This is a genomic window from Massilia sp. CT11-108 (assembly GCF_047302915.1).
In the GTDB taxonomy this organism is placed as follows: Bacteria; Pseudomonadota; Gammaproteobacteria; order Burkholderiales; family Burkholderiaceae_D; genus Telluria; species Telluria orientalis.
This window is the reverse complement of sequence record NZ_JBKYMO010000127.1, coordinates 1-13,000: the sequence shown is the minus strand read 5'-3', so window position 1 is coordinate 13,000 and position 13,000 is coordinate 1. Positions and strand designations below refer to the sequence as shown.

The following is a 13,000-nucleotide window of genomic DNA, read 5'->3' as shown; positions in this document are numbered from 1 at the left end:
GCGCCGCATGATGCGGGTTTCGACGTCGCGAGGCTGTCTTCTGCCTGGGTAATATAGGTCTTGCATGTCATCGTGCCGAGTTTTGCATCCGGCAGCCGGATGTCCAGCATCCGCGACACGATCCCCGGATTGACGGCCACGATGACGACTTCATGCGTTTCCGGATTTTCAGCCACCAGCGCATCCGGGTTATCGGATTTCAGGAACCGAAACCCTGGCCTGATGAATCTCGTGAAATTGGCAAACGCCCAGAATTTTTTCGTGATCCGGTAGTCCGGTCGCTCGAGGTTTGAAAAATCAGTCTTGATCAATCCCCAGTTCGAGCTCTTCTTTGGATCGGACGACGTGTTTTCGATGGCTTGCCACAGAACCCAGGCGCGCGGATTCATGCTGTTGATGTCAGTAACGATCTGCTGCGCCAGCGCAATGGCCGGGCGCATGTCGTCGATGTCTTCCCGCACATTGCTGGGCGATAGATCGACTTCCGACATCCATAACCGTTTTCCCGACGTTTCCGCGATGTCCCGCACCCCACTTTTTGCTATCCATTCGTAGGTATGGACGTTGAGTTGCCGGATGACGCTTTTCGCATCGGGTGACAGACCGGCCCAGTCGACGAAAAAAGTCTGGGGATTGGTTTCGTCCGGCCCCGATATTTCCGTCTTCATGCCATATTCGGCCAGCACCTTGGCCAACGCAATGAACATGCGCGATTGCGCTTCCGGCGACCAGTGAGCGCCTTCCTGTTTGTTGGTGGAAAACCAATAAGGCGTATTCGGCTCGTTGACCGGAGACAGCGTTCTGAATCGGATACCGTGGCGTCGCTCGAGCTCCGCCGTGACGCGCGCGAGATATTTGGCAAATTGGGTTTCGAATCCCGGACGAAGGTTGTCCTCCAACCCATTGACGTTACCGGAAACCAGGCCACTGCGGGTCATGAAATACGGCGGCGAATTCGAAAACGCCTCGAGGATCAAATCGCGCGGCGCGACCCGCGCCTTGATGGCATCGAGCCACCAGCGCTGCCCGGCATCCGCGGACCAGTCCCAGGCATCGTCGGCGTCCGGATTCCACCCATCCGGCTTGCGCCAGAATCCGGGAATATCGCCACCGGGGCGCAAATACGCTGGTGTCCCGGGCGCATTGCCGCCACCAATATTGTAACGCGCGATATTCAATGCAAGACCGTCCCGCCCATAGAGCAAATCGGCCAACCGGGTGCGCTGCGGCTCGGCGAATTTCCCGGTCACATGGGCAAACCAGGCAAGCGCGGTGCCCCATCCTTCAAACGGTCGCGTCGGATGCCGCCAGTCGACATTGATCACGACGGAAACAGTCGCCGGCTTGTCGCCGGTATGTTCGGCATGGGCGCCGCTTGCCAGGACACCCAATCCGACGACAACCATATACTGCAGTAGCTTGCGCAACCTCATTCAGCGATTCTCCATGGTCGAGGCCAGCTTGTGTTCCTTGATGTAGGCGGCATGATCCGGAAGCCTCGACACGATTTTCTTGAAGTTGCGCTCCAGATTGCTGTACGCAGTCGCGAGCATGGCGTCGTCTTGAAGGGCCATCGTAGGCATGTAGGCTCTTGGCCGAATCCCTTGGCCCAACAGGACGGCATGCCACGACGTGCTTTGGAACAGTTCTTCGGCGGCAAGGTTCAGTTGTCCGCGCTCACGGAACAGCTCAATTCTTTCCTGGAGACTGTCCGGAATCTGCATGGCTTTCACGTAGCGCCATAATGCCGAGTCGTCACGTTCCGTCGCGTGGTAATGCAGGATGAGGAAGTCCCTGACGTTTTCGACTTCCCGGGTCGCCTCCTTGTTGAAAGCCTGTGCACACACCGGCGCCAAACCGGCGTCCGGAAAATAGCGGATGAGCCGCTGGATGCTGGATTGAATGAAATGAATGCTGGTCGACTCCAACGGCTCCAGGAATCCGCTGGCAAGCCCGATGGCGACCACGTTCTTCGTCCAGGGCGTCCTGCGCCTTCCTGCCGTGAACTTGATGCGGTTGACCGGCGCCAGCGGCTCCCCCTCCAATCCATCCAGCAGACACCGCTCTGCCGCTTCATCCGTGGCAAATTCGCTCGAATACACCACGCCGTTACCAACGCGATGCTGCAAAGGTATCCGCCACTGCCAGCCGAAAGGTCTGGCGGTGGAAATCGTATAGGGAGTCAGTGCCAGCTTTTGTTCGCAAGGCACCGCACAGGCGCGATTCATCGGCAGCCAGCGCGACCAGTCTTCATACTCGACACCCAGCTCCTGCCCGAGAAGCATGGCGCGCATGCCGGAGCAGTCGATGAACAAGTCACCCGTCACGAGCTCGCCCGTCTTGAGCTTCAGGCCTGTGACATGCCCGTTTTCCGGGTCACGCTCCGCCGTCAGCATGTCGCCAATCTTGTGCGACACCCCGCGCGCCAGGCAGACCCCCTTCAAGTATTTCGCATAGCGGCCGGCGTCGAAGTGATAGGCGGACTGGAGATGCTGCAGCGGATCGCCGGGCCGTTCGGACGCGGGCGCAAATACGTTATTTCGCGCTGCCAACGTGCATAGCGAGAATTCGGAGAAGTCCGAAACCTGCCCTTTCTCCTTCAAACGCAGCCAGTACTGGAAGAAGTACCCGATGTCGCGCTCCACCCCATACGCGCCGAAAGGGTGGAAATACGTCGAACTGTCGTTGAGCCAGCCGCGAAATTCGATACCGAGTTTGAACGTCGCCCCGGTGGCGCGTATGAATTCGGCTTCATCGATGCCGATCATCTGATGAAACGTGCGGATCGGCGGGATCGTCGCTTCGCCAACGCCCACCGTGCCGATGGCGTCCGATTCCACCAGCACGATCTCGACGGCGTGACCGAACGTGTGGGACAACGCGGCCGCCGTCATCCATCCTGCGGTTCCGCCGCCGAGGATGACAACCTTGGCCATCCATCTATCCTTGACCATCCTGCCCCCTTGTGGATCGCGTTCACAAAAAGCGCGCCGCGGAAAGACCCGCGGCGCGTTCGCTCATATCAGCGTTAGAAGCTTGCCTTCAGGGACACACTATATCGACGATCGTTAAGTTGCCACAACAAACCGCCCGAGGGCCGCTCGACATACGTGTGGTACATCGAGTTCCTCAGATTCACGGCGTCCGCCGACAGCGTGAAGATCTTGTTGATCTGGTAGCTCACCGACGCATCGAGCGATGAATACGGCGCTGCATACTGGTTCGCACCAAACACACCGCTGCCGTTGATCTGGTCAAGGTAGGAGGAACGCCAGTTGTACGCAAGACGCGCTTGCAGCGGTCCCTTTTCATAGAGGCCGATCAGGTTGTAGCTATTCTTGGACAACTTCGGCAAAGGAATGAGGGTCCCGGGCTTGAGCTCGACTTTCGAGTCGACATAGGTGTAGTTGGCCTGGATGCCGAAGCCCTTGAACGGGTCGGGAAGGAAATCAAAGAACTGGGTAAAGCCAGCTTCGATGCCTTTTACCGAGCCCTTGCCGAGATTGATGCTGGTGCCGATATCGTAGATGACGCCACCGAAGTTCATTGGTTCCGTGCCCCCGGCCAGGTAACCGTCGATATCCTTCTTGAATAACCCCACGAACGCCATATTCGACGTTCCCCAATAGTCTTCCAGTGTCAGATCGTAGGACGTCGCAGTCATCGGCTTCAGGTACGGATTACCGGAACTGCCCGTCGGGCGGCCGTTGGCGTCGTATTGCGAAGGGATGTTCGGATTCAGCTGGACATGGGCGGCCATGTCGGTAAAGTTTGGCCGCGTCATCGTCTTGCTGTAGCCAAAGCGGACCTGCACATCCTCGTTCAGGTGCAGGCGCGTATTGAGGCTGGGGAGGAAATTCCTGTAGCTGTTATTGAGCGTGGCGGCGCGCGACCCGGTGCTGTCCTGGACATAGCCGATCGACGTCTGGTCGGTCTTCACGACGCGAATACCGGCGGTACCGTCGAGCTCGTAACCGAATACGCTGGTACCGAAGTCACCCGTGACAAAGAACGACCGCGTCTTTTCGTGTTGCTCGTTGATATCCCCGGGACGGAACGTCGTGTCGAACGTATACGTATTCGGCTTGCCGGCGAATAACTGCGCATACGTCGCGACGGTTCGATCGAGAACGCTCGAGTCGGGATTGGCGTACTCCGGGAACACGGCGACTGGCCAGCCGATACCCGGCTGCATGAAATTGCTGGAAGGCCCAGCGTAGGCGAGATCCGGATGCTGCGCAACCGGAATAAGCGGGCATGCGCCCCAGCTGGGGTTGGTGCCCGTATCGTTACAGACACCGGTATTGTTCCAGTTACCCCGCAACAGCACCTTGGTATCGGCAGCGCGTATGCCGACGTGCAGTTTGGTAAAGAAATGATCGCCGAGGTCGTCGTCGAAATCCTGGCTGAGGGCCGACATCTTCAGCTTGTGACGGTCGACCGCATTCGCGAGCCACTCATAATACCAATTCTTCGGATTGCCGAAATAGGCGTAAGGATTGCCCGGATTGGCTGGATCGACGATCGAAAATGTCGGGATCCTGCCACGCACGTCGAAGGCGAGATTCAGGTTGGGGATATTGGCGACACTCCTGCTTTCATTATCGTAAAGCTTGATGGAGTCGCCATTGCGGTCGGCATCGTAGTTGGCACGTTCATACGCGAAGTCGGTCTTCGACTTGAGCCTGTCCGAAATGCGCCACTTGACGTTCACTGCGGACAGGTTCGTGCGATTGCGAACGTCCTGGTCGAACCGGGAGGATGAAAAAATCTGCGGCGACAACGTGCCGCTCGTGGCACTGCCATCAGGTGCCCACGTCCATGTGGAACCTGCCGCTGCGCGCGGGTCGCTGTTCTTGTCGTCGCCGTAGATGTATTCGCCGCGCCGGATGAACGTGTAGTTCGAATAGAGGTTTTGTGCCGTGAGGAGAACGTCGCTGTTCACCTGCCACTGGTAGGCGAGCGCCAGGCCCTGGCGCTTTCGCTCACCCGAGTCCTCGTACATCTCGAAGGATGTCGGCACATAGAGTTCCGGGAGCGACCCCTTGTTCGGCATCGAATTGTAGGCCGCGACCTTGGCCGCCGAGGGCGGTTGCGCCGCGTCCGTCGCACATTTGCCAACCGTTGCGGTCAGGCAGTGCTGCTGCTGTTGAAGAACGGCGTCCTGGCGATAATAGGTCTTGCTCGCCGTCGCATTCACCAGGAAGCCCATGCGGCCGAAATCCGTCTTGAACTGGCGGCTCAACAGGCCCGATCCCGCCGGCGAATACTTGCGAATGCGGTCGTAGTAATTGGACTTGAGCGTAATGACGTTGATGTCTTCTTTCGAGTCGAACGGCAGTCGCGTGCGAATGTTGACCACGCCGCCGACACCGCCTTCGATCAGGTTCGACGCCGCGTTCTTGTACACGTCGACGCCGGCCATCAGTTCGGAAGGCAGCCCTTCCAGGTCCGGTGCCCGGCCCCCGTTCGCCGTAAAGAAGTCGCGCCCGTCGATCAGGTTACGGACTTGCGTAATGCCCCGGATCGTGATCGCGGGCTCGGTGCGATGGTCGTAATCGGTGCCACCCTCGCCATAGCGGCGCTGGATCTGGACGCCGGCGACCCGCTGCAGCGACTCGACCGTACTCACGTCCGGCAGCTTGCCGATATCGGTCGCCTGGATCGAGTCGACGATCTGATTGGCGTCCTGCTTGAGATCGCGCGCCGACTTCAGCGCCGCGCGCTGACCGGTGACGATAACGGTGTTCGGGGCGCTCGTGTCCCCGCTTGCACTCGCAACGTTCGTGTCCTGCGCATGCGCGGCAATCGGCCCTGCCACGAGAAGCGCGCAGGCTTGGGCCACCATCGTCTTTCTAATCGTTTTTACATTTCCGTTTCGCACAGCAAATATCTCCTTATAGTAATTTTTGGGCATTGCCTTGTATGCTGCCGGCTCGTGTGGATCACATTCCAGCCGGCGGGAATGTCGCGCAAGTCATCGCGCTCGCCCACCGGAGCAGCGCGACAACGTTATCGCATAAATACAATGTTACGAGAAAGGATTGCCAACAATCCTATGCGGATTTTGTATGGTGGTATAACGATTGCGGATAGATTGGGATACGCGTCCGGCTCGGCGTGGCCGGGCCGGTACGCGATGCTGCGGCGCGTCGATGCGGGATCAGAACTTCATTTCGAGCGTCGCGCGCACGCTGCGGTACAGCGGCGTGATGGTGCGCGTCGACTGCGTGCCATTGCCGGCCAGGACGTAGCTGCTTTCGCTGATATAGTCCTGCGCGAGCAGGTTCGCGGTGGCGACGCGCAGTTGCAGCTTCGGGTTGAATTTCCACAGCGTGTACAGGTCGAGGTCGCGGCGCACGGACTGGTAGCTGATCTGGTTCGCCGAGACGCGCACCTGGCCGCCGTTCTTGAACACGTACGAGCCGCCCACGGTCAGCGGTCCGCGCTTGTAATCGGCACCCAGCGTGGCCGAGACCGGCGTCTGCGCGTCCAGGCGGTTGTTCGGACCCGGCACGGAGTCGACGGTCGACCAGTTGCGCGACAGGCTCGCGCGCAGGTCGAGCGCCTCTTTCGTGCCGATCAGGGCCTTCAGCGGGAATTTCGCTTCCAGTTCCACGCCGTGGGTACGTGCCTGGCCCGCGTTGGATGGCGTCGACACCCAGCGCGTGCCGTCGAACAGCACCTGGTTACGCGTGTAGTCGTCGATGCGCCGGCTCGATACGCTCGCCGACAGCAGCGCGCCCTCGGCCCAGTAATGCTCGTACGACGCGTCGATGCCCAGCGCCAGCTCGGGCTTCAGGTTCGGGTTGCCGATGAAATCCGGCTCCGTCTGGCTATTGTTGACGGACGTGAAGCGGTGCGGGATGAGACTCTGCAGGCCCGGCGCCTTGTACGTGCGCGTGACGGCGAAACGGACTTGATCACCCTTCGTGCCGGGCAGCTTGTACAGCGTCTGCATCAGCGGGCTCAACACGGTCGAGCGCGAGTGCGCCGTCGCGAAAGTGTTGCCTTCGGTTCTCGTCTGGATGCCTTCCCAGCGCGCGCCCAGGTACACGGACCAGCGCGGCGTCACGTTCCACTCGTCCTGCGTGTACACCGCCAGCCGGGCGACGTGGGCATTGTAGATTTCGTCGCCGCCGGGCAGCGCGACGTCGGGCCGGAAATAGTCGCGGTCGCGCCGGGCATCGTCGCGCGTCGAATAGCCGCCGTCCCAGCCGAACGCGAGCGCGTGGCCTTGCCAACTGGCGCTTGTGTATTTGCCCATCGAACTGATACCGCGGTCGGTGCCGGCCGAGAAGATGACCTCGTGCAGCGCTGGGGAGGCCGGGTTGCCGCTGCCCGTGCGATACGTCGCGTTGGCGAGGGCGCCGTACAGCCCGCTCAGCTTGGCGTCCAGCTTGCCGCCGCCCGCGAACTTGTGCACCCAGTTCAGCTCCTCGCGGAAGAAACGGTTGTCGTTGCTCATCGTCTGGTCCAGCCCGGGATACGCGGGGAGCGGGCCGAGCCAGGTCGTCAAACGCCCCTCGGACGCGTTCTGGAACCGGTTGATGTTGAAGAACGTCTGCGACGTCAGCGTGTCGCCGTTGGCGAAGCTCCAGTTCAGGCGCGGGCTCAGGTTGAAGGCCGTGAACCGGGCGGCATCGGACTGGCCGCCCAGGCGCAGGCCGTCGAGGCGGCCGGCCGTGTCGAGATGCCGTTCGACGGTCTCCGGCTCGCGCCAGAAGTGCGAGCGCGACAGGTTCGCCGACAGCGAATACGACAGCTTGCCGGCGCGATCCGACAGCTGCAGGTTCAAGGACGGATTCGCCACGTCATGCCCGTGGCCATAGCCCGCCTTCAGTTCGCGCTGGGCCGTTTTCACCGTCTTCTTGAGGACGATGTTGATCGTGCCGGCAATCGATTGCGTGGAGAATTCCGCGCTCGCCGCGCGCAGCACTTCGATGCGTTCGATGACGTCCGGCGCCAGCGAATCGATGGAAAACCCGGCCGGCGCGCGCTCGCCGTTGAGCAGCACCTGCGTGTAGCCGGCGCCGAGCCCGCGCATGCGGATCTCGCCGCCCCGTCCGCCACCCGTCCCGCTGACGGTGACGCCCGGCACGCGCTTCAGCACGTCGAGCACGCTCGTGTCGCCGTACTTGACGATCTCGTCGTGATTGACGACGATCTTGCTGGCGGTGTCGTCGCGGCGCGGATCATAGGCGTCGGCCGCGCCTTTGACCTCGACTTGCTGGATCTTGTCGTCCTTGGCGAGCGGTGCCGAAGGTTGTTGGGCGTGGGCGATGCACGGGGCGGCGACGGCGGCGATGGCGGCGGCCAGCAAGGTCAGGCGGAATGGCGTTTTCACGGTATGCATGTCAGAATGGCAAAAGAGACCGGCCGCCATTGTCCGACAGATCGCCGGCCTTTTGTTGCTTTTGCGTAAATATTTTTGATATGCATTGGCGCCCGGCCGGCCCCGCGGACCGCCCGCCCGTGGTTTTGCCTTAGAGAACATCCGTGCCGCTATAATGGCGCGTCTTCATATCGAGGTTCACCGTGTCCGATCGCCTGAAAGTCCTGCCCCAGTACCTGTTGCCGAAAAGGCGCCTCACGACGTTTGCCGGCCGCGTGGCCGGTGCCAATGGCGGCACGGTGACGACGCGGCTGATCCGCTGGTTCGTCGCGAAGTACGGCGTGAACATGCTCGAGGCCGAGAATCCGGACATCACGAGCTACAAGAGCTTCAACGAATTCTTTACCCGTCCGCTGAAAGCCGGCGTGCGTCCGCTGGCCGAGGCCGACTTCGTCTGCCCCGTCGACGGCGCCATCAGCCAGTTCGGCGCGATCGACGATCACCACATCCTGCAGGCCAAGGGCCACCGCTTCACGACGACGGAACTGGTCGGCGGCGACGCGTCCCTCGCCAAGCAGTTCCAGCACGGCTGCTTCGCCAACCTGTACCTGTCGCCGAAGGATTACCACCGCCTGCACATGCCGTGCGACGGCAAGCTGACCCGGATGATCTACGTGCCGGGCGCCCTGTTCTCCGTGAACCCGACGACCGCGCGCGGCGTGCCGAACCTGTTCGCGCGCAACGAGCGCGTCGTGTGTGTGTTCGAATCGTCGGAACACGGCACGTTCGTGCTGGTGCTCGTGGGCGCGACGATCGTCGGCAGCATGGCCACCGTGTGGCACGGCGTCGTGAATCCGACGCGCCTGCAGAAGGTGACGGAGTGGACTTACGCGGACCGCGACATCGTCCTGAAAAAGGGCGAAGAGATGGGCCGCTTCCTGCTCGGCTCGACGATCGTCATGCTGTTCCGCCCCGACACGATCCGCTTCAACCCGGACTGGGCGCCGGAACGCGCCGTGCGCCTGGGCGAATTGATGGGCAACCGGCCGGCCTGATTGTACTAACAAGTTTTTCGTGGCAGCATGGACGCCTTATTTCATGGAGGCAAGCCATGCAGGACACCCTTACCGTCGCCGGCGCCCAGCAGGACATGCGCACGGCTTACCTGGGCGGCGCGCCCGGCCTGTTCGTGTCGGGCACCGTGTGGACCATCGCCGGTCTCGTCTGCCTGTGGAAGTCGCCGCGGGACGCCGTCTGGGCCCTGTACGCGGGCGGCGTGCTGATTCATCCCGTGTCGTCCCTGCTGACCCGCCTGCTGGGGCGGTCCGGCAAGCACGCCGCGGGCAATCCGCACGGCATGCTCGCCTTCGCGACGACGATCTGGATGATCATGATGCTCGCCCTCGCCTACGGCATCTCCCTGTGGCGCATCGAGCTGTTCTTCCCCGCGATGCTGTTCGTCATCGGCGGGCGCTACCTGACGTTCGCCACGCTATTCGGCACGAAGCTGTTCTGGGTGTGCGGCGCCGTGCTGGCGCTGGCGGGCTACGGCCTGGCCGCCCTGCATGCGGCGCCGGCGGTGGGCGCGTTCGCCGGCGGCGCCATCGAGATCGTGTTCGGCGCCATCGTGCTGGCCGCCCTGCGCGGGACGAAGGACACGTTGCGCGTATCGGCCTGACGCTTATTCGGACTTGTTCCGGTCCTTGCAAAACACCTCGTCCAGCATATCGAGGAACGCCCGCGTCTTCGCGGGCATCAGCCGGCGGCCCGGGAACACGGCCCAGCCCGTCGAGCCCGGCAAATCCCAGTCCGGCAGCACGCGCACCAGTTCTCCCTTCCTGACGTGCTTGGCCACGATGAAATCCGTGCTCGCCGCGATGCCGGCCCCGCTGCACGCGATCTTCGCCAGCAACTGCGGCGAATTGGCCGTCAGGCGCGCCGTCAACTCCTTTTCCCAACGCACCTTGCCGCGCTGCAGAATCCACGGCACGGCACCGCCGGACCGGCTGAGGATGCACAGCAGGTCATGCTGCAGCAGATCGTCCGGATGCTCGGGCAGGCCCCGCCGCGCGAGGTAGGACGGCGCCGCGTACAGGCCGAACTGCTGGATCGCGACGCGCCGCGCGGCCAGCGTGGAATCCTCGGGCAGGTCGCCCATTCGGATCGCGATGTCGAAGTTTTCCGCGACGAGGTCCACGCGCCGCGGCGACAGGTCGAGTTCCAGCGACACGGCCGGATAGCGGTCCATGAACTGCGGGATCATGTCGGCCATGACGACGTTGGCGAAATCCTGCGGCATCGAGATGCGCAGCTTGCCGCTGGGCGCCGCCTGGCGGTGCTGGGCCAGCGCGCCCGCCGCCTCCACCTCTTCCGCCACCTTGCGCGCGTGCTCCAGCAGGCTCGCGCCGAACTCCGTCAGCATCAGGCGCCGCGTCGTCCGCTGCAGCAGGCGCTCGCCCACGCTCGCCTCCAGCATCGCGATGCGGCGCGATACGGTCGACTTCGGCAAATCGAGGCGCTGCGCGGCCATGCTGAAGCTGCCCGCCTCGACGATACGGGCGAACAGCAGCAGGTCGTTCGGTTCGACGTCCATATGATTGTTCCACTCGTTGAATAATGTTATCCATTCTAACGTCTACCGCACGATATTTGGAACCGTTAAAGTGTCCATATCGAAACGCAAACCAAGGAAGACACCATGAACATCCTGCAGATCAATTCCAGCCTCCGCGGCACCCAATCCGAATCGACCCGCGTGGCCAATGCGATCGTCGCCAAAGTGGCCGCCGCCAATCCGGGCGCGACCGTCACGGTGCGCGACCTGGGCGCGAACCCGCATCCGGTGCTGGACGAAGCGGCGCTGGGCGCCCTGTTCACTCCGGCCGACCAGCGCACCGCCGACCAGGCTGCCCGCGTGGCCCTGGACGACGCGCTGATCGCCGAAGCGCAGGCCGCCGACGTGATCGTGCTCGGCGCCCCGATGTACAACTTCGGCATGCCGATCCAGCTGAAAGCCTGGTTCGACGCCATCGCCCGCGCCGGCGTCACCTTCCGCTACACGGAAAGCGGTCCGGAAGGCCTGCTGAAGAACAAGAAGGTGGTCGTGGCCACGGCCCGCGGCGGCATCTATCCGCTTGACGCCGACCCGCAAGTCCCGCACATCCGCATGCTGCTGAACTTCCTGGGCCTGACGGACCACCAGTTCATCTACTCGGCGGGCCTGGCGATGGGTCCGGAGGCGGCGGCAAAAGGCCAGGCCGAAGCGGACGCCGCGGTCGCAGCACTGGCATAAATCATTAACATTGCGTCAAGGAGAGAGAGATCATGACCCAGCAAGTGCAAACCCAGGCCGTGGCCACCAGCCGCGGCGTCGAACGCCTCGTCGGCGGCCAGTTCGTGATGGATGGCGCGGGCGTCAAGATCAACCGCGTCCTGACGCAACCGCTGCAGCGCCGCCTCGACCCGTTCCTGATGCTGGACGCGTTCGGCAGCGACAAGGCCGGCGACTACATCGCCGGCTTCCCGGAGCACCCGCACCGCGGCTTCGAGACCGTCACCTACATGCTGACCGGGAACATGCGCCACCGCGACAGCGCCGGCCATGAAGGCGCGATCACGAACGGCGGCGTGCAGTGGATGACGGCTGGCCGCGGCGTGATCCACTCGGAAATGCCGGAGCAGAACGAAGGCCTGATGGAAGGGTTCCAGCTGTGGCTCAACCTGGCCGCCAGGGACAAGATGAGCGCGCCGTGGTACCGCGACATTCCCGCCGAAGCCGTGCCCCGCTTCACCCTGGACTCGGGCGCGACCGTGCAGGTGATCGCCGGCAGCTCCCACGGCGTCGCCGGCGCCGTGCAGCGCGAGGTGACGGAACCGCTGTACCTGGACATCGGGTTGCCTGCCGGCGCCACGTTCGAGCAGGCGCTGCCGGCCGGGCACAACGCGTTCCTGTACGTCTTCCGGGGCGAGGTCGTCGTCGAGGGTAAAGCCGTGCCGCAGGCCCGCATGGCGATCCTCGACAACGCCAAGGCCGCCGACGGCGTGCGCATCAAGGCGTCGCAACCGTCGCGCCTGCTGCTGATCGCGGGCCGGCCGCTGGACGAGCCGATCGCACAATACGGCCCGTTCGTGATGAACACGCAGGCCGAGGTGTTCCAGGCCGTCGAGGATTTCCGTAACGGGAAATTCACGGACAGCACGGCGGCTTCGGCGGCGTAAGCGCTCGAGCTGGTTTTCCGCGCGGGCGAGCGACCTGGGGTCCGCTCCCCGCGCATTTCCTTTTCTTGGTCTACACTAGCGCGCATTATCCGATTGACGTTCGCTAACGATGCCGCTTCTCCCCGTCCTGTCGTCCCTGCTGTCCCGCGCCAGCCGCGCCCTCGGCCTGGAAAGCGTCGACGCCTTCCCGCCCGGCCACCGCTATTCCCACACGCGCTGGGACCGCGCCTATTTCGACATCGCTTCCGACCTCACGGCGGACCAGATGGAGACGGCGATCTGCGAAGCCATCACGAACACGCCCACCGTCTTCGCCCACATCACCCATCCGACCCCGCGCATGCAGCGCGCGCTGCTGGCCATCATCCACGCGCGCCTGCGCCGCGGCGGCACGGCGCCGACGGACCTCGTCGCGATGCTGATCGACGCCTGCGACAGCCCGCGCAC

General features: G+C 62.9%; 10 protein-coding genes. 5 read left to right on the top strand and 5 right to left on the bottom strand.

Annotated elements, in window-relative coordinates; genetic code table 11:
- The 4 genes from ACEN88_RS12705 to ACEN88_RS12690 form a co-directional block, all read right to left on the bottom strand.
- A partial coding sequence (locus ACEN88_RS12705; protein WP_413340048.1) for a glycoside hydrolase occupies positions 1-1,433 on the bottom strand: 1,433 nt, incomplete at its 3' end.
- Positions 1,434-2,936, bottom strand: coding sequence for a tryptophan halogenase family protein (locus tag ACEN88_RS12700; protein WP_413340046.1), 1,503 nt, complete (start codon positions 2,934-2,936; stop codon positions 1,434-1,436).
- A gap of 92 nt (positions 2,937-3,028) precedes the next feature.
- The gene (locus ACEN88_RS12695; protein WP_413340044.1) at positions 3,029-5,848 is read right to left on the bottom strand and encodes a TonB-dependent receptor; all 2,820 of its coding nucleotides are present in this window, start codon (positions 5,846-5,848) and stop codon (positions 3,029-3,031) included.
- A 315-nt stretch (positions 5,849-6,163) separates the two neighbouring features.
- Positions 6,164-8,347, bottom strand: a complete 2,184-nt coding sequence (locus ACEN88_RS12690) for a TonB-dependent receptor plug domain-containing protein (RefSeq protein WP_413340043.1) — start codon at positions 8,345-8,347, stop codon at positions 6,164-6,166.
- A 191-nt stretch (positions 8,348-8,538) separates the two neighbouring features.
- Between ACEN88_RS12690 and asd the strand changes: the two genes are divergently transcribed.
- Together asd and ACEN88_RS12680 are read left to right on the top strand one after the other, a co-directional pair.
- Positions 8,539-9,390: an archaetidylserine decarboxylase gene (gene asd, locus ACEN88_RS12685; RefSeq protein WP_413340041.1), complete on the top strand. Its 852-nt coding sequence runs from the start codon at positions 8,539-8,541 to the stop codon at positions 9,388-9,390.
- A gap of 56 nt (positions 9,391-9,446) precedes the next feature.
- Positions 9,447-10,013: a DUF7010 family protein gene (locus ACEN88_RS12680; RefSeq protein ID WP_413340039.1), complete on the top strand. Its 567-nt coding sequence runs from the start codon at positions 9,447-9,449 to the stop codon at positions 10,011-10,013.
- A gap of 3 nt (positions 10,014-10,016) precedes the next feature.
- On the opposite strand, the gene ACEN88_RS12675 is transcribed toward ACEN88_RS12680, so the two are convergent.
- Positions 10,017-10,928, bottom strand: a complete 912-nt coding sequence (locus ACEN88_RS12675) for a LysR substrate-binding domain-containing protein (RefSeq protein ID WP_413340037.1) — start codon at positions 10,926-10,928, stop codon at positions 10,017-10,019.
- 105 nt (positions 10,929-11,033) lie between these two features.
- On the opposite strand from ACEN88_RS12675, the gene ACEN88_RS12670 reads away from it, so the two are divergent.
- The 3 genes from ACEN88_RS12670 to ACEN88_RS12660 form a co-directional block, all read left to right on the top strand.
- Positions 11,034-11,627 carry an FMN-dependent NADH-azoreductase gene (locus tag ACEN88_RS12670; protein ID WP_413340035.1) on the top strand — a complete coding sequence of 198 codons (594 nt, stop codon included), beginning with the start codon at positions 11,034-11,036 and terminating at the stop codon, positions 11,625-11,627.
- Positions 11,628-11,659: 32 nt separating this feature from the next.
- Positions 11,660-12,553, top strand: a complete 894-nt coding sequence (locus ACEN88_RS12665) for a pirin family protein (RefSeq protein ID WP_413340033.1) — start codon at positions 11,660-11,662, stop codon at positions 12,551-12,553.
- Between the two features lie 109 nt (positions 12,554-12,662).
- A partial coding sequence (locus tag ACEN88_RS12660; RefSeq protein ID WP_413340031.1) for a hypothetical protein occupies positions 12,663-13,000 on the top strand: 338 nt, incomplete at its 3' end.

Bases quoted from the DNA above. Each gene is read 5' to 3' on its own strand.
- ACEN88_RS12670 (WP_413340035.1), top strand. From the start codon at position 11,034: ATGAACATCCTGCAGATCAATTCCAGCCTCCGCGGCACCCAATCCGAA.
- ACEN88_RS12665 (WP_413340033.1), top strand. From the start codon at position 11,660: ATGACCCAGCAAGTGCAAACCCAGGCCGTGGCCACCAGCCGCGGCGTC.
- ACEN88_RS12700 (WP_413340046.1), bottom strand. From the start codon at position 2,936: ATGGCCAAGGTTGTCATCCTCGGCGGCGGAACCGCAGGATGGATGACG.
- ACEN88_RS12675 (WP_413340037.1), bottom strand. From the start codon at position 10,928: ATGGACGTCGAACCGAACGACCTGCTGCTGTTCGCCCGTATCGTCGAG.
- ACEN88_RS12680 (WP_413340039.1), top strand. From the start codon at position 9,447: ATGCAGGACACCCTTACCGTCGCCGGCGCCCAGCAGGACATGCGCACG.
- ACEN88_RS12695 (WP_413340044.1), bottom strand. From the start codon at position 5,848: ATGGTGGCCCAAGCCTGCGCGCTTCTCGTGGCAGGGCCGATTGCCGCG.